This window comes from Actinomadura opuntiae, assembly GCF_030283205.1.
GTDB lineage: Bacteria > Actinomycetota > Actinomycetes > Streptosporangiales > Streptosporangiaceae > Spirillospora.
The window spans coordinates 270,753-288,782 of sequence record NZ_JASNWF010000010.1; the positions used below are offsets into that span (position 1 = coordinate 270,753).

Sequence of the window (18,030 nt, forward strand, 5' to 3'; positions counted from 1 at the left end):
ACCTCCCCGGCCAGGCACGCACCCGGACCGCCGGCTCGATGACTCCGCTGGCCGAGGCGTCGATACCCTCTGCCCCGCCACGCTGATCGTGCTACTGGACGGCTTGCGGCGGTGGCCCCTGGAGCGGAGTCAGCCCCGAGACCCCGACCGGGGCGTGCTCCATGTCGTGTTCGGTGACTACACCGATCGGTGGTCGTCGAGGTCATCGTCTGCGGTGGTTGATGTACAGCAGTACCACGCTCGGGGTGGTGACGGGGACGTTGAAGGTGCTGCGGGCGGCGGGGCTCCGGACGGGCCTGCCCGGGGGGAAGCCGCCGTCGGTGGCGACCTTAGAGCCGGGCAACCCGCATTCCCGAGGTCGCCTGGAGCAAGGGACCCTCCCAGCCGCTGCAGAGTGGCCTGGCTGGTGGCGCCGCCCTTGATCTTCACGGCGACGGTGCCCTTGAGCGCCTTGTCGAGGTCGTCGATCACGACCCGGATGGTGCCGTCGGACATCCGCCGGGTTGTGCCCGCAGTCGTGCGTCGATGGTGTCGGCCTGGTCGGGGAAGCACATCCACGTGTAGCCGCCGCAGTCGTGGGGTTGCTGGTGGAAGTTGATCCCGCTGATTCCCTCGTGGGCTGCGGCCAGCGCATAGTCGACGGTCCACAGGGCCGCGACCAGGGTGTTGGACACTCCGGCCTTGCCTCCGTTGGCGACGTTGTTGGTCTCTGAAAGGTGCACCGGCGCGTGCCAGGGCGGCCGGGGTGATGACTGCCCGTCGGCCCACGCGGGCGGTGGCACGGAGGGATCCCGCTGCCAGGCGGTCGCGTCGGCGCCGTTGGCAGCGAACCGCATCGAGCCGCGGCCGAGGTTGCCCAGCATCCGGGCCAGGTTGCCGTGGCCGCGCTCACCCACGGCTCGTGCAGTGCTTCCTCTTCGAACGACAGGCCGGGGAAGTCGCCGGGAATGGCAACCCCGCCCTTGCCGGAGGCGTCGACGGTCACCGTCAGCGCCGGAGACGGGCGGGCGGTCGAGGCGCGGGGCGCAGTGGCTGTGGTCGCGAGCGCGGCCGCCCCACCGCGGCCGAAAGCCGGATATTGCGCATGGTCACCTAGGGTCGAGTCGATGGCTACCGATCGCTGCCGGTGCAGACCGGTAGCGCGGAACTTGATCCCGCCCTAGAGTTAAGTCAACTGCTTGACTTAGAGCTGTGGTGCTGGGAGCCTCTGCGCTTGTCGGGCAGATGGCCGGGCGCGGCGGATGCGGCCGCGTCCTGGCGGAGGAGGAGGGGCGATGCCGGCCAAGGCGCGTAGCCGGGATGGAGCGCGGCAGGACCGTGCCGCCGCGACGCGCGAGCTGATTCTGGTCACCGCCGAGCGGTTGTTCGCCGAAGAGGGCCTGTCGGTGTCCAACCGTCAGGTCAGTGCGGCCGCCGGGCAGGGCAACAATTCCTCGGTCGGCTACCACTTCGGCGACCGGGTGGAGTTGGTGCGGGCGATCCTGCAGCGGCACAGCCCGCCGGTGGAGCGGCTTCGGGCGGAACTGGTCGCCGACGCCGCCGACACCCAGGACCTGCGCGTCTGGCTGGGATGCCTGGTGCGGCCGTTGCCGGAGTACCTGGCGAGCCTGCCCGGGCCCACCTTCTTCGCCCGGTTCGGCGCGCAGGTGATGGTCGACCCCGGATACCGCGAACTCGTGATCGAGGACGCGATGTCCTCGCCCTCCCTGCACATCATCCTGGGCCGGCTGGACCGGCTGCTGCCCGATCTGCCGGCTCCGGTACGGACCCAGCGGCGGATCATGACCCGCCAGCTGATGATCTTCACATGGGCCGAACACGAACGCGTTCTGGCCGAGGATCCGAACGGCCCGCACCTGGACTGGCCCCAGGCGGTGGCCGGACTAATCGACGCCTTGACCGGGCTGTGGCAGGCACCGGTGAGCGAGTGAGAGCGAACCGGCCCACCCGCGAACCTGGCATGGCCCCCACTCCCCGCGAGGAGATCCCGTGACCCGCCGCCGACGAGCAACATCACCGATCATCAGCCGCTGGACCGTGAGCCGGGCGAGCGCCGGCGCCCCGGCCGTGTCCGCCGCCGCGGCCACGATCACCGCGGGCGGCGCGACCGCGCACGCGGCCTCGCAACGCGGGACGGCTGCGCTGACCCTGGAGGAGAAGCGGTCGTCCGTCTCCCGGACGGTCGTCCAGACCGTCCAAGGCGTCCAGAGCGCGGGGGCGATCGCCAGCACCACGCACTTGGCGGCCAACAACCAGGAGATAGACCGGCAGACCATCAACGCCCAGGTCGCAGAACCCGCGACTCGACATCGGCAAGGCGCTGGAACACGCCCTGCATCGTCTGCTCGCCGCTCCGGTCACGCCGTCCGACCGGGCCTCGCCATCGAACTCTCCCACCGCGGAGACATGACCTCCGGCTGACCCTCCAACCGCCCGAACCGCCTCCCCGCGGTCACGGCCTGGCTGCGGCCCCGGGAGCACTCATCCCTATTGAGAATGGAGTTCTTGTTTTTCGCGAATGCTATTTGATCTGGTTGCGCACGTGTGACCACCCACCCCCTTGGAGGTCGTACTCCATGAGAACCGTTCGACACAGCACCTGGTCGCGAGCGCTCGTAGCCGTTCTCGTCGTCGCCGCGATGACGATCGGCGGCACGGTGTCGTCGGCAACGGCGGCTCCCGGCGGACGCGCCGCCGGCGCAGCTCCCGGCCGGGCCGTTCCACCGGCGCCCAAGCCGGAGCCGATCAAGGTCGGTGAGCTTCCGCTCCCGCCCGTCGCACCGTCCACCTCGGCCGGCGCATGCACTCCGGCGATCAACCCGCACGGCACCGGATGCATCGGCAAGGCGACCAGCATGCAGTCGGGAGACTTCCTGCCCGACGGGCACCACGTCCTCGCCACGGTCGGCTTCACCGGCGCGCCCGCCGCGCCCGACCCCGCCGCCGTCTACACCGGCAAGCAGCTCATCATCGTCAAGACCGACGGGAGCACCTTCCCCAACGGCGACGCCTGGAAGTGCGTCACGTGCGGTGTTCCCGACGCCAACGCGGCCGGCCGCAGCTCGGCGATGGACTATCCGCAGGCGTTCAAGGACGGCGGGCGCGCGCTGGCCGGCACCAACATCATCGACTGCGGCCACTACCGGCTCACCAGTTCCGCCTGTACTCCGGCCCGCGTCCACATCTATCCGATCCGCTGGAACGTCACCGCCGACGGATCCGGCGCGGGCGGCAGCATCCGCGAGTTGCGGCTGCACCCCGACAACGTGCACCTGGGCTTCAACGCCGCCACCGTCACGAACGGCAAGTTGAACCAGTACGGCTACTTCGCGCGGCTGAAGTTCGACCCCGCGCCGAAGACAGGGACACCTCTTGCGCCCCGCTACGACCTGGTCAAGGTGACCCGCCTGTTCGACCCCGCCCCCGGCAAGCAGCCCGTCACCGTCGACCCGCACCACCCCGGCCGGCTGAAGATCAACCCGCAGGCCGTCTCGGTCGGCGAACTGCGCGGCTTCTCCGGCACCGGTGAGGAGGTCTCCTACATCGGGTACCCCGACGAGTCGTCCAACATCGACGTCTTCGCTGCGAACCTGCGGACCGGCAAGGTCCGCCGCCTCACCAGCAACCCTGAATACACCGACCCGATCGCCATCTCACCCGACGACCGTTGGACCGTCGCCATGGACACCCGCGGCTCGAACCGGCAGATGTTCCTGGCCGCGATGCGCGCCATTCCGCCCGTCACGGACCTGATCACCACCAGCGCGGTCTCCTCCACCCGCAACAACGGGCAGCGGCGCTTCTTCCAGCCCTACCTCATCGACCGGTACGGCGACCGCGGCGCCTACCAGGGCCAGCAGATCAACGCCGCCGGCGACGGCGGACCCGGCGCGATCAACGACCCCAACTGGAACGGCATGGCCGACCCCCGATGGTCACCCGACGGCACCAGCATCGTCTACTGGCAGGCCCTCGCCGTCCCGCCCGCCTGCGGCGGCGCCAACCCGCTGCCGTGCGAGAACTCCACCGAACCCGGCGGACGCACCGCACGCATGATGATCGCCCACCTCACCGGCCGTAGACCGCTCAAACCCCGGCACGTCACCGTCGCCTCCGACACCGTCCCGTGGGGGACCCCGTACGTACCGGGCAGCGCCACCCCGGCCCGGCCCTACCCCCCGCAAGGGCACTACACCCTGCCCGGCAAGCGGTCCGGCTCCGCGGCGGTGACCATCACCGAAAACACCGACCACACCGCCATCAGCACCGTCTCCGTCGCCTACCGGAACTACTCCGACGACGGCGCCCACATCCTCAACGGCACCGAAAGCGTCACGACCACCAACCCCAGCCCCACTCTCAACAAGGTCGACTGGTACTCCGACCTCGTCCAGACCGGCCGCGACCACGGCACCAAGAAGACCAACGCCGACGGATTCCACCTCACCATCGACGTCCTCACCAACCTCTTCCAAGCGACTGGAACGCTCACCACCACCATCAACGGGCACACCTACTGCCAACCCGCCAACGGAACCTGACCGCCGCCGAGGCGTCCCTTCCCCCACGGCCCGCCCTCCTGACGACAGGGAGGGCGGGCTTGCGGGGCGAGCGCCGCTACCAGCTGCCGACCACCCCGATCCGGCGCACCTGCCATTAAGGAGTCCGGCTTTCTACGGTGCCGCGCGTTGATCGAGTGACCTCCGTGGGTCAGGCGGACGCCACCGTAGACGATCACGCCCTTTTCCGTCCCGAGTCCCCGGAGCCGCAACAGCTCGACGGCCAGGACGTCGGCGACGCCACCGGGGAGATGGCCGAGGACGCCATCGAGCTGGCGCAGGGGCGTGGAGCGCCGTTCTCGATGCTGCCGGACTGGGTGGCGCTCAGCTGCGTCCCCGCCAAGGCGCAAGCGCTGACCTGGCAGCTGGCGATGCACCTCGACCAGGCGGGGGGGACCGGACCGTCTACCCCTCGCGGCAGTCGCCGGCCAGCCGCCTCGGCATGAAGCAGGCCCGATCGGTCGACCGGTACCTGAAGACGTTGGTCGACCTCGGCGCGATCGACAAGCACACCGGCCGCACCGTCGACGGGATGCGCGCCCGCAACCGGTACGTGCTCCACCGGCCCCCGCCGCCCGGCTACACCGGACCGCTGAGCCTGGCCGACCTGCGAGGCCGCGCCGACAAAACCGCAGGTCGACCCGTAGCGCGTTTTCACGCACCACCGCAGTGCGCACCAGCGCACCCGAACCAGACCAAGAAGAACCAGACCAACACCTCCTCCTCAGCCCGCCGGCCCCGGCAGCGGAGGAGTCGGTGCGGGCGGCCGAGACCCTGATCCGCGGCCTTCCGGCCGGGTGGCGGATGGGGAAGGGGACCGTCCGGCGTGCAGTGCCGCTGGCGGCCGCCGCGCTCGCCCACGGCTGGACCGAGACCGATCTGCGCCGCGAGCTGACCGGCGACATGGACGGCGTCCGCACTCCCAGCGGCGTGGCGATCCGCCGCCTGCAGGAGCTGCCGCCCCCGGATCCCAGGGCCTGGACCGGAGTTTCGCCACTTTCGCCACACCCTTACGCGCGCGCGGCACCTGCACGACGGGACGCAAGGCGCGGACGGGCCGTACGGTGCGCGGCCATGGCCGACCACGACACGCCCCGGACGGGGCGCCCGCGCCGGCTGCTGGAGGAGGCGGTGCGCGAGCGGCTGCTGTCCGGTATCGCCGCCGGGATGACCCACCAGGCCGCCGCGGTGTACGGCGGGGATCCACCAGGCGACGTTCTACCGCTGGATGGCCCGCGCCCGGTCGGCGACGGTTGGGTCAAGATCACCGCGACGGCGGGATCGGCGTTCGGACGGGGCCGGGGCGGTGGAGGTGGGTGAGCGTCAGGCGGGTGAGGTCGTCGGCGAAGTGTTCGTCGATGGGTCCGGAGCCGGAGAGCAGGCGGTACCAGAGGGTGCCGTAGAACGCCTCGACGGCGAGGTCGAGGTCGGCGTCCGGGGATATGTCGCCGCGGTCGGCCGCGCGGTTGAGGAGGGAGAGCATGATGGAGCGCCGGTGGGCGAGGAAGCCGGCGCGGAAGGCCTTGCCGAAGGCCGGATCCCGCTGCGCTTCGGCCATCAGTGTGGTGAGCAGTCGGGCGACCGGACCGCGTGCGCCCAGGATGCTGCTGTGCGCGAACCGGCGCAGGTCCGCCTCCAGATCGCCCGTCTCCTCCAGCGGCGCGATTTGCTCGGCGCCCTCGTTGAGGGCTTCCAGCAGGATCTGCGCCGGTGAGGACCACCAGCGGTAGAGGGTTTGCTTGCTCACGCCGGCGCGGCGTGCGATGCCCTCCATCGTCAGCGCGCGGTGGCCGGATGGGATCGGCACCCGCGTTCTGACGAGTGGGCCCGGGACGGGCGAGGAGGCGGTCGTGCTGGTGCACGGCGCACCCGGCAGCGCCGATGTGTGGCGGGACCTGCAGTCGCGGGTGGGTGAGTTCGCCCGCGCGGTGGCCTTCGACCTGCCGGGCTACGGCCAAGCGGACCATCCCGACGGTTTTCCGCATTCAGTGGAGGCGTATGCGACCTTCATCGGCGGCACCATCGCGGGGCTCGGCATCCGGACGGCTCATCTTGTGATGAACGACATCGGGGGTTCGGCGTTGCACTGGGCCGCCGGCAACCCGCGCGCCTTCGCGAGTTCGGTCCAGATCAACACGGGCATCATCAACCAGATGAGGCGCTGGCACCTGATCGGGCGGCTGTTCCGTGCTCCGGTGACAGGCGCGGTCGGGGAGCGTCTCGGACGGCCGCTGCTCGGCCCGGCGCTCTGGCATTTCGACACCCTGTCCCGCGCAGCGCGGCGCGAGCTGGCGGCGGGTTTCGGGCCTGGTTCCCGGCGCGCGCTGCGCCGGATGTACCGCGCGGTCCCGGTGGACGTCGGAGGCGGCCTCGCGCCCCGGCTCGCCCGGCTGGACCGACCGGCCCTGGTCGTGCGGGGCGCTCGGGACCGTTTCGTGCCCCTTGCTGAGGCCGACCAGCGCACGGCGTTCCCGGGCGCGCGGGTCGAGGTCCTGCCGCGTAGCGGCCACTATCCGCATCTGGACGACCCGGCGGCCGTGGCCGGGATCGTGGTGCCCTTCCTTCGTGACACGGCCGACGCCCGTCCCCTCCGATGACGCCGCATTACCGAAGACGGCCCCACAACGACCTCATCCCGGGCGAAGCAATCAGAACCTGAACGGGGACTGGTTCGGAAGGAGAGCGGTTCACTCCGTGCCGGCCTCGTCGTCATCCAGCTTCGGCGCGTCCGGGTCGCGCAGGGGCCGCCGCCCCTCGCGCGGGACGGACGCGGTGAAGCTGTAACGCCCCAGGACGTTGAGGTTGCGGTGCTTGAGCGGGGAGAGCCGTGCGATGTCCTTGTCCCGGATCGGCGTCCTACTCCCGAAGCTGACCCCAGCCCCAAAGCAGGGCTCGGCCGCACGGCAGCCGGGTGTCTGAACACCTGGACCCGGGTGCTTGCGCGGGCGTCCCGGGGGGACGGCCGAAGTACTCCCGAAAGGGATCAACACGCAGGTCAGAGCGGTCTTCAGGGGCGGGATTCGGGGCTTGCGGCAACCGAACGGCCAGTGGTGTTGACCAGCCGTCGGTACGGCTTGGCGGCGGCTTCGGGTACGGCAGGCCCGGGAGCGGGTGCGGCCTACGTGCCGGGGAAGGATCGTCGGGAGCCGGTGGTCTGTCTTGTCGTTAGTTGTGCAGCGGGGATTCGCCGATGGGGGTGTTCTGTGCCGCTGCGAGCCACCATCGTCCGGCGCGTTCGACCAGGACGTACAGTGCCATCTCGGAGAATCCGCTGGTGTCGGCTGCCTGCCGGCGGATGTGTGTCACCACCACGCCGGGTGCGGGGGTGTGTGCGGTGACCACCTCGAACCGTGACGGTGGTGCGGCGTTCGCCGCCATGAGCCGTCGGTGGATGGCGTTCAGTTCGGTGTAGCCGGCCACGGTCGCTCCGTAGGGGCTGCCCCACAGCACGTCTGCCGCGAAGGCGGAGTCGTAGAGGTCGGCGTCTCGGGTCTCGCCGGCCCGCTGCAATATCGCGGCGAAGTCGGCTGCCACCGTCTGCGCGTTCACGGGGTGTTGGTGGTCGCTCAGGACGGGTCGCGTCTTCATGGTTCCTCTATTTGCTTCCGTCTGGGTTCGGTGCGGGATCGATGGGGTGCTGGAGTTCGGCGCGGAAGGGCGCCGTCGGTGGGGACGGCGCGCGCTCGCTGGGGGCGGCGGCGGTCGTGTCGGGGGTTCTTCGGGGTTGCGGCGGGTGGCTCGGTCCGGTCCCGGTTATCCGGGCGGTGCCTGTGGGGTGAGGATCACCAGGGGCAGTTCGCGTGCTGATTCCTCTTGGTACTTGGCGTATTGGGGGAACAGTTCGGTCATGATCTGCCACAGCCGGGGCTTCTCCTCGGCGGTGGCGGTGCGGGCGGTCGCGGTGAAGTGATCCGGGCCGACCTGCAGCGACACCGTCGGGGTGTCGGTGAGGTTGAGGTACCAGGCCGGGTGGCGGTCCGCGCCGCCGTTGGAGGCGACCAGCAGGTAGCGGCCCTGGTCGCGACCGTAGATCAGCGCGGTGCGGCGGAGTTTGCGGGACCTGCGGCCGCGGGTGGTGAGCAGCAGCGTTGGCCAGCCCTGGTAGAGGTGGCCCTGGGCGCCGTCGGATTCGAGGTAGGTGCGGATGTGGTCGGCGACCCAGGGGGTGGGGCTGTCGAGGATCCCGTTCTCGGGCACTGTCATCGCCCGCTCCCGGTGTCGGCGGCGCGGGTCGTGGCCGTCCGCCGGAAGACGGGGATGAGAACGGCTGCGACGGCGAGGTGGGTGAGGGCGAGCACTGCTTTGCTCGCGCCGGAGGCCTCAACGCCGATGATGGGCAGGAACGACACCGCGAGCAGGGTCAGGGCGGCGGGCGTCCAGATCCGGGCCGCCAGTGGCGTCACCCGCTCCAGCGCGGCCGCGACCGCACCCGCCACGGCCAGTGCCCGTGCACGTTGTGGGCTCCTGGGGCCCGCGCGCCGGCCCGTGCTCACGTGTGTCATCGCCACATCTCCTTCAGTTGCTTCATAGTTCAGTTCCTAAAGTTCTATGCGGGCGAGCGTAGCACTTACTTCACAAGCTGAACAGTTCAGTGGCTTAAGTGGCGGCTATGCTGGCTGTATGAGCCCCCATGCCGACACCGACAGCGACGCCGGCGCCGAAACAGGGGTCGGCACCGACGCGGATGCGGTCGTAGCCGAGCTGAGCAGCCTGGTCTTCGAGGTCACCGGGCGGCTGCGCGCGCAGTTCAACGCCGCCGCGGCAGAGCTCGGCCTTCCCCCGGCCCAAGCGCTCGTCCTGACCAACCTGTCCGGCCCTGCCCCGATGCGTCAGCTGGCCGACTGGCTGTCATGCGAGCCGTCGAACGTCACCGGCATCGTCGACGGCCTGGAACGCCGCGGCATGGTGACCCGCCGGCCCGCTCCGGGCGACCGCCGGGTCAAGCACGTGGTGCTCACCGAAGCCGGCGAGCGCAAACGCCGGGAGTTGCGCTCCAGCGCCGGCGCGCTGGCCCGGACCTTCTTCGAACTCCCCGGCTCCGACCAGCGGCACCTCCGTGACCTGCTGGCACGCGTCCTGGCCGGCCCATCGGCAAGCACAGATGCCGAATCCGGCTGAGACGCCGAAGCGTCGTTCCCCGCCGGTCGCCGTCGGATTCGCGAACCCTGAGAGGCCGATCGTCCAGGCACCGACCGGCCGCGCGCCGGTCGTCAGCTCTGTCCGGCGGGCGGCCCGTGGATGATGCGGTGGATGGTGGAGCGGCCGACGCTGTACTCGGTCGCCAGGTCGGAGGCCCGGGTGCAGGTGGCACCGTCATAGGGGCTCTTCCACCTCCCGGAGACGGCGGCGCACGCCGCGTTTGCCTTGACGTGCGTGCCGTCGCGCTTGAGGACGACCTCGCGGGTGTTGCAGGTCCCGGACTGGGTGATCCAGTGCGGGAACTTGGCGCGGCTGTAGCTGGTCAACGGCCCTTCGGCTGCGAGGCAGAGCTTGGCGAGGTGTGCGCGGGCGATGGTCGCGGCGGGGGCGGAACCGCCGCCGCTGGCGCAGCCGTGACCGAGGCGACGGCAACGACAACGACAACGACAACGACAACGACAAGCGTGCGGGCGGGCGGAGGCGGTGCGCATGTGTTGCCCTCTCGGCGGTAGGCCGATCTCTGAGCCCTCCGGTGGAAGAGCGCGGGCAGGCGGCGCTGTCGTCCTCGGGCACCGGGGCCTTCGCGAAACTTCGGCGACTTCACCGCCGGGGCCTGGTTTGGAAGGTGCGGCGGTACGCGGCGGGGGAGACGCCGACGATCGCGCGGAAGTGCTCGCGCAAGGAGGACGGGGCGCCGAATCCGCTGCTGTCGGCGATCTGATCGATCGGGAGATCGCTGCTCTCGAGAAGGTGCCGCGCTCTTTCCACCCGCTGCCTGATCAGCCACTGGCCCGGCGTCATGCCGACCTCCTCGCGGAACCGGCGGGTGAAGGTGCGCACGCTCGTCCGCGCATGAGCGGCGAGTTCGGCCAGCGTCACAGGCCGGTCCATGTGCTCCAGCATCCAAGCCCGGGTGTCGGCCGTGGTCGCCTGCGATGGTTGGGGGATGGGGCGATCGATGTACTGCGCTTGACCGCCCTCGCGCCACGGAGGTACGACACACCCGCGGGACACGCGATTGGCGACCTCGCTGCCGTGGTCTAGCCGGACCAGATGCAGGCAGAGGTCGACTCCGGCGGCAGCGCCCGCGGAGGTGAGCACGTCCCCGTCGTCGACGAAGAGGACACCGGGATCGGTCCTGACGCGAGGGAATGTGCGCTGGAAGTGCTCCGCTTCCCGCCAGTGCGTCGTCGCCGGGCGGTCGTCCAGCAGGCCCGCGGCGGCCAGTACGTACGACGCCGTGCAGATCGACACGACACGGGTACCCGGTCGGATGCGGGACAACGCCTCGGCCACGGGCTCGGGTAGGCGGCCATGCTCGCGCACCGGCCCGAGAGCGGCGGACGGTGGAATCACCACGGTTTCGGCGTCGGCGAGGGCGTTGGCGTCGTGCTGGACGCCGATGGTGAATCCAGCGCTGCTGGTCACCGGCTGCCCATCGATGGTGCAGGTGGTCACCGCGTAGAGCCGCTCGTCATCCGCCCCGACGGCCTCGCCGAAGATTCTGGACGGAATGCCCAGTTCGAACGGAATGACACCGTCGAGCGCGAGGACGACGACCCTATGCATGGCCAGATCCTGGCACAGAGTGGCCTTCAGGCCAATGGTGACCGCTCGCCCTCAGTTGCAAGCTGGGCAACGGCCGCGCAAGCGGCCCGGCATATCGAATAGGAGCGTGGACGGCATGAACGAGACCGCGCAGCGGATGCGGGCGATCACCGTGGGGGCATGGGGCGGGCCGGAGCTGTTGCGGGAGACCGAGCTCCCGCGGCCTGCTCCCGGTCCGTGCGAGATTCTGGTACGGGTCCACGCCGCGGGGGTCAATGCGACCGACTGGAAACAGCGGGCGACCGGCGGCCTCGGTCTGTGGGCGGATCCCCCTGCCGTCGGCTGGGACGTCTCGGGGACGGTCGAGTCCGTCGGCATGGGGACAACGCTGTTCCAGGAGGGCGACGAAGTCTTCGGCATGCCGCGTTTCCCGCATCAGGCCGGGGCCTACGCCGAGTACGTGAGTGCTCCTGCCCGGCACTTCGTCCGCAAACCGGCGAACATCGATCACATCGAGGCGGCGGCCCTGCCGCTGGTCTCACTGACGGCCTGGCAGGCGCTCTTTGACACCGCGCACCTCCAGCCCGGGCAGCGGGTCCTGATCCACGCCGCCGCCGGGGGCTTCGGTCACATCGCCGTGCAGATCGCCAAGAGCCACCGTGCGCACGTGATCGGGACCGCACGCGGCGAGAAGCACGCCTTCCTCCGCGACCTGGGCGCCGACCAGCTCATCGACTACACCGCCACGGACTTCGCCGCCGCAGTCGGGGAAGTCGACGTCGTGCTCGACGCCGTCGGCAGCGACTACGGGCCCCGGTCCCTGAAAGCGCTGCGTGCCGGGGGAACACTGGTTTCCCTTGCCTCACCGTCCGATGACGCCCTCAGACCGCAGGCCGCTGCCCGTGGAATCCGCGCCGGCTTCATGCTCGTCGAACCCGACCACGCCGCGCTGAGGGCCATCGCCGACCTGGCGGCCACAGGGCGGCTCCGCCCCGCGATCGAGACCGTGCTGCCCCTCTCGGAGGCCGCCCAGGCGCACCACCTGGGCGAAACCGGACGCACCAAGGGCAAGATCGTCCTCAGCGTTCTCCAATGAGCGCCGGTGACGGCCCACCGGCACATTTCCCACCGCGCGCTTCACTGGGCGTTTCGTCCTGCGAGTTTCGTTTGATTCCGAGTCAGGTGCCCCGCCATGTGGGAGTGGATTCGCCGGTGAGGCGGCGGCTCATGAGGTCGATCATCTCGAGGTGGATCATGGTGGTGAAACTGGGCGGGAGGGTCTCGTAGTCGCGGACCAGGCGGCGGTGCAGCATGAGCCAGCCAGGGGGATGCTGCGTTCGCGGCCGACGATCTTCTTGGCGGCGTCGATGCCTTCTCGGTGATGGACACGACCTTGCTGGCGACGACGAGGATGTCGCCGTCCTACAGCGCGGTGCCGGTGCGGGTGAGGACGTCGGTGATGGACGCTGCGAGGTCGTCTCGCACGTCTTCCCCCGAAGGCCGCGCGCGCCTCGCCGGCGTCCAGCCGCCGCGTCCCCTCGCCGGGCTTGCCGGCGAGCCGAGGCTCGGGGAACCAGGTGTCGAGCACCATGCCGTCGTCCGCGACCGTGGCGATGCCGTCGCCGACCGCTCCGTCTGCCACAAATCCCGTTCCGACCATGCCGAACACGGGTAACGCCCTGCCCGGTCCGCGGCACCGCAGGCGGCCCCCGCAGGGCCGCGGGCGTCCGGTGGACGGCCTCGGCCGGACGGTCGCGAGGTTAACGGGGCGGCAATGATCGCGTAACGCGATCGCGCCGGGGCTGCGGTCCCATGCGAGGGCAAACCTCACAAACCCCTTCAGTCGTCGTGTGACACACCTATCGCTCGACGCTCCGGGGTCTGGTCCTCGAAAGGCACCGCATGCGCGTGCACAGACGCGGCCGGCAGGCCGCGGTGGCGGTAACGGCCCTGGCGGCGGCCGTCCTGTCCGTCTCCCCGGTCAACGCCGCGCCGAACCCCCCGGCCTGGACGGTCGAACCGGTCCAGGGCGGGCATCGCCTGACCCTCAAGCTGGACGCGCCGCTGCCCGTCCGCGACGCCGTCCCCGAACTGGCCGTGGACGGGAGATCTCTCGGCCCGGCGCAGGAGTCGCCCGACGGCAGGACCCTGACCATCGTCACCGCCGCCCCCGAGGCCGCCGACCCGTCGTCGGTCGAGGTGGCCTGGAACGGCGAGGTGCCGTCCGCCGCGGCGCCGAAGTCGGCCAAGGCCGCGCCGGCTCCCGCGCCGTCCGCACGGGGCGGCGAGCTTCCGGTCGACCCGGCCGATCCCGGCCCGTACAGCGTGAAGGTGACCGGCTATGACCTCGGCGACACCGCGATGGAGCCGTCCGGTCTCGGCGGCCGCAAGGTTGAGGTCCGTGCGGAGGCGTACCTGCCGGACAAGCGGGGCAAGGGGCCGCTCGTGCTGTTCCTGCACGGCCGCCACTCGGCCTGCTACGACCCGGTCGCCTGGACGACGTCGAACTCCCAATGGCCCTGCCCGGACGGGCAGAAGCCGATCGACAGCTACAAGGGGTACCAGGAGCCCGCGAAGGTCCTCGCCAGCCACGGCTACACCGTCGTGTCGATCAGCGCGAACGGCGTCAACGCGGCCGACAACCCTTACAGCGACGACCGCGGTGCCCTCGCCCGCGGGGAACTGGTGATGCGCCACCTGGACCTGCTGGTGCAGGGCACCAAGGGTAAGGGCCCGCTCGGCGCGATCTTCGACAACCGGCTCGACATGAACGACATCGGGCTGATGGGGCACTCGCGCGGCGGCGAGGGCGTGGTCAAGGCCGCGCTGCTCAACGACGGCCGCGACCACCCCTACGGCATCAGGGCGGTGCTGCCGCTCGCGCCCACCGACTTCGCGCGGGCGACGCTGCCGAACATCCCGATGGCGGTGCTGCTGCCCTACTGTGACGGCGATGTCTCCAACCAGCAGGGACAGCACTTCTACGACGACACCCGATACGCCGACGCCGGCGACCGCTCGTTCCGCGCCGCCCAGTTGGTCATGGGCGCCGACCACAACTTCTTCAACACCGAGTGGACGCCGGGGACGGCGCATTTCCCGGCAGGCGACGACTGGTCGAACAACGCCGATCCGGTCTGCGGGAACACCGCGCCCACCCGGCTGTCGGCCGCCGAGCAGTACAAGGTCGGCACGGCCTACATCGCCGGGTTCTTCCGCCTCGTCCAGGGCGGTGAGGACGCGTTCCTTCCGCTGTTCGACGGCAGCGGCGGCACGGCCGCCTCGGCGGGCCGCGCGGTCGTGCACACCGTCGCCCAGGCTCCGGCGAAGGAACGTTCCGACGTCGCCGCGTTCACCTCGCTGCCGGGCTCGGTCACCGTCGGCGGCGCGGCCGCCGGCGTGATCTGCGCCGGCATGTTGGATCGCTCCATCCAGAGCGGCCTGCCGTCCTGCGCCACCCGGCTCACCACCTCGCAGGCGCCCTCGTGGACGCCGGCGACCTACGCGCCGAACGTGCCGTCCACGCCCGTCCTGCACTTCACCTGGACGGACCCGACCGGGTACGTCGCGGCCGCCGTCCCCGCCAGGGCCGCGAACGTCAAGCGGTACGACGCGCTGACGTTCCGCGCGGCGCTGGACGAATCCACCACCGCGGCCGACCTGACCGTCACCGTTGCGGACGACAAGGGCGGCAGCAAGAGCGTCCGGCTGTCGGACGTGAGTGACGCGCTCACCCCGTTCCCCGGCACCGTCTCGCCGCTGCCCAAGACCTGGCTGCGGACGGTGCGGATATCGGTGTCCGCGCTGAAGGGCGTCAAGCTGTCCTCGGTGGCCTCCGTCCGCCTGTCCGCGTCGAGCGGCACCGGCGGCGTGTACCTCGCCGACCTCGCCTTCACCCACGCGGACACCGGCAAGGCCGACGCGTCGGCGCTGCCGCAGGTGTCGGTGCGGGACCTGACCGTCCCCGAGGGCGACGGTCCGGGCGCCGCGACGATGACGCTTGCACTGTCGCGCAAGAGCACCGTCCCGGTGAGGGTGAACGTCCAGTCGATCACCAGCGGCGCGGCGCCGGTCATCGCGCAGGTCGCCCGGCAGGTCGTCGTCCCCGCCGGGGCGACCGCGGCGTCCTTCGAGGTGCCGCTGGCCGGTGACACGACCGCGGCGACGGTCGCGCAGTCCTACCAGGTGGTGGCGTCCGCCCCCGAGAACGCCGAGATCGGCGACGGCTTCGCCCGCCTCGTCGTCACCGACGACGACGCGGCCTGACCCTCGCGCGCCGGGGCCGTCGTGTGACCGAGCATCGAGCGTCTCCTCACAACGCACGGCCTCGGCCTCGCCCTGAAGCTCGCCAAATAGCCCACATGAGACATGCTCTTAGGTGATTCGACTCAATCAGGCCGGGTCGAATACCTAGGCACCTTCGTAAGGGGGCAGGAAAGGCCGACGAGGTCAGGTTGCGCAGGCTTGACTCTGGCGTCATCGCGTGGTCGGTCATACACCAGACAGGACTCCGAGTTAGCCATGAGCCTGTTCATCCGGCCGTGGCTGAGAATTCTGTCGGCCGGGCCCGATTCGGGTAGCCGAGGATGCCACCACACTCGACCTGCTGAGCGGGGGTCGGTTCGAACTCGGTATCGACAAGGGTTGCCCGGGAGAGTCCCACCTGGTGAGCGGCGCCTCCTGACCTCCGACGAGGAAGGGCGGCGCTGGCTGGAGAGCCGTAGGACCGAGCCACTTCGACACCTGAGGCGCGGAATGTCGGCCGCACTGGTGAGGGGCTGGAGGATAATGTCGCCTCGAGCATCGGCGGCGGACACGCTGACTGTTTGGTACAGGTGGGCGGCGATGTCGATGGCCGCGGGACTGGGATCCAGGGCTTCATGGCGGGGTTCGAGCATGGGAGTCCTCTCACCGTCCGGTCCCAGATGTTAAGCGATCGACTAACAACCTGCTAGCCGATCGTTTAACAAATGTGGGGGGCCGCCCCCGGGCCCGGTGGGCGCCGGACCCCCGGCCGGGTCAGGGGAGGTGGTAGTGAGAGACGAAGTCCCAGATCACGGCGTTGGCGTTGATGTCGTAGGTGGTGCCGCCGAGGAACGGGCCGAGGAACGGCGTTCCGCCGGGCCAGTTATGTCCGCCGCCCTTGATCTGGTAGAGGGTGACGGGGCCGTCGGCCGGGCAGTCGGGGTAGTCGTGGCGCACGACGGTGGTGTTGTCGTTGGGCGCGATGTCGGGCAGGTCGGTGGCGACGGTCCTGGTGCCGCAGCCGTTGTTGCTCGTCCAGAAGTCCAGCGCGGGCTGCACGGTGCTGTAGGGGACGAGAGGGTCGCCGTCGCCGTGGATCATCACGATCGGGACGTGCCGCCCGGGATGGCAGGCGGCGGGGTCGTTGAGCTGGCCGGAGACGGGGACGTAGGCGGCGAAGCGGTCGTTGTCGCAGGCCATCTTGCTGGTGAAGAAGCCGCCGTTGCTCATGCCGGAGGCGTACAGGCGCTTGGGGTCGGCGTTGAAGCGGTCGACGAGGATGTCCTGGAGTTGCCGCACGAATCCGGGATCGTCCAGGTCGGGGGAGGTGGTCCCGGCCTCGACGCCCTGCCAGCCGATGCCGTAGTGCTCGGGGGTGATCTGGATGAAGCCGCGGGTCTGGGCGTAGTCGGCCATCCGGCCGTACCACTCGGCGATGCCCGGTGTCTCTCCCAGGCCGGGGAAGTGGAACAGTGCCGGCCTGGGGGTGCCGTCGTAGTTGTCGGGCAGGCGGAGGATGGCGTTGCGGGCCTGCCCGGCGTGGGTGACGCGGATGGCGTGGTCGCCGGGGTCGGGGTGGCGGTCCTGGACCGTGAAGGTGACCCGTTGGTTGGAGGAGCGGTCGCCGTGCCGGACGGTGCCGTTCCCCGTCCATGTCACCGTCGCCTCGCCCGGGGCCGTCACCCCGCCGTCGACGGCGGCGGAGACTTCCACGCCCGCGCCGGGGTCCTGGAGGGTGAACTCGCCCTTCAATGACGAGCCGTCGTTGGCGATCTTGAAGGAGACGTTTGCGGTGCCGCCGCCGGAGCCGGGGAGTGTCCCCGTCCCCTGGATCTTGTCGGTCGCGTAGGTCGCGACGTTGTCCAGGACGGCGATGCCCCCTGAGGTCAGTTCGCCTGCCAGCGAATAGGCCGGGGAACCGTCCGCGGTGATGGTGACACGGTCCTGAAGGGGCGGAGCAGCGTGGGCGGTCCCGGCAGGAACGGCGCTCAGCGCCGCTCCCGCCAGGAGCACAGCGGTAGCGCCGTGCCAAGACCGAGGGGGATGGACTCTCACGGTGTTCCCTTTCTGTGAAGTCGTGTCCTCATGGGTGTTGGGGGCATGAGGTCGCGTCACAGTAGGCTCCGCCCGCATCAGCGCCCATGCATGAATGAGCACACTCGAACCACGTTTGTTAGCGCTTCCAGATAACGGAGCCGATACACGGCCAGGCAGCAGGCCATGTCGGCCAGTGCGCGGTCAGGTCGACGGTTGCGCCGGCGCGGTCCCGGCCCCGGCGGTTAGGAGGAGGCGGTTCACGCTCTGGGGGAGGATGGAGCGATTGACGCCCCGCGCGCCCCCTGCGGCGGCCCTGGAGGCGATATGCCTTGGGAGCGCTGTCAGCCCGGCACGCTCATGCTCGCCAACGTGGTCTCCGACGCGGAATCGGTCATCTCCGTCACGCCACTACGGGCCTTCGCCACCACCGTTGAGGCGCCATGTAGGGCATGGGGCTTCCGGGCCTGTGGCGAGCGGTCGGGCCTGCCTGTGCGCCGGCATA

The 18,030-nt window shown here is 70.4% G+C and carries 21 protein-coding genes; 11 read left to right on the top strand and 10 right to left on the bottom strand.

Features of this window, described 5'->3' with window-relative positions:
* Window positions 1-202: 202 nt before the first annotated feature.
* Complete coding sequence (locus QP089_RS23365) at window positions 203-343, bottom strand: hypothetical protein (RefSeq protein WP_285913907.1); 141 nt, start codon at window positions 341-343, stop codon at window positions 203-205.
* Window positions 344-467: 124 nt separating this feature from the next.
* On the bottom strand, window positions 468-896 hold the full coding sequence (locus QP089_RS23370; protein ID WP_285913909.1) for a hypothetical protein: 429 nt from the start codon (window positions 894-896) through the stop codon (window positions 468-470).
* A 378-nt stretch (window positions 897-1,274) separates the two neighbouring features.
* On the opposite strand from QP089_RS23370, the gene QP089_RS23375 reads away from it, so the two are divergent.
* The 6 genes from QP089_RS23375 to QP089_RS23400 all read left to right on the top strand — a co-directional run bounded on the left by QP089_RS23375 (window position 1,275) and on the right by QP089_RS23400 (window position 5,879).
* Window positions 1,275-1,931: a TetR/AcrR family transcriptional regulator gene (locus tag QP089_RS23375; RefSeq protein ID WP_285913911.1), complete on the top strand. Its 657-nt coding sequence runs from the start codon at window positions 1,275-1,277 to the stop codon at window positions 1,929-1,931.
* Between the two features lie 58 nt (window positions 1,932-1,989).
* Entirely contained in the window at window positions 1,990-2,421 is a 432-nt protein-coding gene (locus QP089_RS23380; RefSeq protein WP_285913913.1) for a hypothetical protein, read from the top strand.
* Window positions 2,422-2,576: 155 nt separating this feature from the next.
* Window positions 2,577-4,541, top strand: a complete 1,965-nt coding sequence (locus QP089_RS23385) for a TolB family protein (RefSeq protein ID WP_285913915.1) — start codon at window positions 2,577-2,579, stop codon at window positions 4,539-4,541.
* A 164-nt stretch (window positions 4,542-4,705) separates the two neighbouring features.
* Complete coding sequence (locus tag QP089_RS23390; protein WP_285913917.1) at window positions 4,706-5,005, top strand: hypothetical protein; 300 nt, start codon at window positions 4,706-4,708, stop codon at window positions 5,003-5,005.
* Window positions 5,002-5,337 carry a hypothetical protein gene (locus QP089_RS23395; RefSeq protein ID WP_285913920.1) on the top strand — a complete coding sequence of 112 codons (336 nt, stop codon included), beginning with the start codon at window positions 5,002-5,004 and terminating at the stop codon, window positions 5,335-5,337. The genes QP089_RS23390 and QP089_RS23395 overlap by 4 nt, the downstream gene beginning before the upstream one ends.
* Window positions 5,316-5,879, top strand: coding sequence for a hypothetical protein (locus QP089_RS23400; RefSeq protein ID WP_285913922.1), 564 nt, complete (start codon window positions 5,316-5,318; stop codon window positions 5,877-5,879). The genes QP089_RS23395 and QP089_RS23400 overlap by 22 nt, the downstream gene beginning before the upstream one ends.
* Here the strand turns inward: QP089_RS23400 and QP089_RS23405 are convergent.
* On the bottom strand, window positions 5,824-6,366 hold the full coding sequence (locus QP089_RS23405) for a TetR/AcrR family transcriptional regulator (protein WP_285913924.1): 543 nt from the start codon (window positions 6,364-6,366) through the stop codon (window positions 5,824-5,826). The genes QP089_RS23400 and QP089_RS23405 overlap by 56 nt on opposite strands.
* Window positions 6,367-6,409: 43 nt before the next feature.
* On the opposite strand from QP089_RS23405, the gene QP089_RS23410 reads away from it, so the two are divergent.
* The gene (locus tag QP089_RS23410) at window positions 6,410-7,156 is read left to right on the top strand and encodes an alpha/beta fold hydrolase (protein WP_285913926.1); all 747 of its coding nucleotides are present in this window, start codon (window positions 6,410-6,412) and stop codon (window positions 7,154-7,156) included.
* 568 nt (window positions 7,157-7,724) lie between these two features.
* Here the strand turns inward: QP089_RS23410 and QP089_RS23415 are convergent.
* The 3 genes from QP089_RS23415 to QP089_RS23425 form a co-directional block, all read right to left on the bottom strand.
* The gene (locus QP089_RS23415) at window positions 7,725-8,108 is read right to left on the bottom strand and encodes a hypothetical protein (RefSeq protein ID WP_285913929.1); all 384 of its coding nucleotides are present in this window, start codon (window positions 8,106-8,108) and stop codon (window positions 7,725-7,727) included.
* Window positions 8,109-8,312: 204 nt separating this feature from the next.
* Entirely contained in the window at window positions 8,313-8,762 is a 450-nt protein-coding gene (locus QP089_RS23420; protein WP_285913931.1) for a nitroreductase family deazaflavin-dependent oxidoreductase, read from the bottom strand.
* The gene (locus tag QP089_RS23425) at window positions 8,759-9,061 is read right to left on the bottom strand and encodes a DUF6069 family protein (protein ID WP_285913933.1); all 303 of its coding nucleotides are present in this window, start codon (window positions 9,059-9,061) and stop codon (window positions 8,759-8,761) included. Before QP089_RS23425 ends, QP089_RS23420 begins: the two co-directional genes overlap by 4 nt.
* Window positions 9,062-9,179: 118 nt before the next feature.
* Between QP089_RS23425 and QP089_RS23430 the strand changes: the two genes are divergently transcribed.
* On the top strand, window positions 9,180-9,677 hold the full coding sequence (locus QP089_RS23430) for a MarR family winged helix-turn-helix transcriptional regulator (protein WP_285913935.1): 498 nt from the start codon (window positions 9,180-9,182) through the stop codon (window positions 9,675-9,677).
* A 92-nt stretch (window positions 9,678-9,769) separates the two neighbouring features.
* Here QP089_RS23430 and QP089_RS23435 read toward each other — a convergent pair whose 3' ends face one another.
* A complete protein-coding gene (locus QP089_RS23435; protein WP_285913937.1) occupies window positions 9,770-10,024 on the bottom strand; it encodes a hypothetical protein in 255 nt (84 codons plus the stop codon).
* Between the two features lie 274 nt (window positions 10,025-10,298).
* Window positions 10,299-11,267 carry a GlxA family transcriptional regulator gene (locus QP089_RS23440; RefSeq protein ID WP_285913939.1) on the bottom strand — a complete coding sequence of 323 codons (969 nt, stop codon included), beginning with the start codon at window positions 11,265-11,267 and terminating at the stop codon, window positions 10,299-10,301.
* Window positions 11,268-11,382: 115 nt separating this feature from the next.
* On the opposite strand from QP089_RS23440, the gene QP089_RS23445 reads away from it, so the two are divergent.
* On the top strand, window positions 11,383-12,342 hold the full coding sequence (locus QP089_RS23445; protein WP_285913941.1) for an NADP-dependent oxidoreductase: 960 nt from the start codon (window positions 11,383-11,385) through the stop codon (window positions 12,340-12,342).
* 82 nt (window positions 12,343-12,424) lie between these two features.
* On the opposite strand, the gene QP089_RS23450 is transcribed toward QP089_RS23445, so the two are convergent.
* Window positions 12,425-12,559: a hypothetical protein gene (locus tag QP089_RS23450; protein WP_446474078.1), complete on the bottom strand. Its 135-nt coding sequence runs from the start codon at window positions 12,557-12,559 to the stop codon at window positions 12,425-12,427.
* Between the two features lie 589 nt (window positions 12,560-13,148).
* On the opposite strand from QP089_RS23450, the gene QP089_RS23455 reads away from it, so the two are divergent.
* Both QP089_RS23455 and QP089_RS48840 read left to right on the top strand, forming a co-directional pair.
* Entirely contained in the window at window positions 13,149-15,512 is a 2,364-nt protein-coding gene (locus QP089_RS23455) for a poly(ethylene terephthalate) hydrolase family protein (RefSeq protein ID WP_285913943.1), read from the top strand.
* A gap of 304 nt (window positions 15,513-15,816) precedes the next feature.
* Window positions 15,817-15,930, top strand: a complete 114-nt coding sequence (locus tag QP089_RS48840) for a hypothetical protein (RefSeq protein ID WP_353070611.1) — start codon at window positions 15,817-15,819, stop codon at window positions 15,928-15,930.
* 335 nt (window positions 15,931-16,265) lie between these two features.
* Here QP089_RS48840 and QP089_RS23460 read toward each other — a convergent pair whose 3' ends face one another.
* Window positions 16,266-17,504 carry a CE1 family esterase gene (locus QP089_RS23460; RefSeq protein WP_285913945.1) on the bottom strand — a complete coding sequence of 413 codons (1,239 nt, stop codon included), beginning with the start codon at window positions 17,502-17,504 and terminating at the stop codon, window positions 16,266-16,268.
* Window positions 17,505-18,030: the final 526 nt, after the last annotated feature.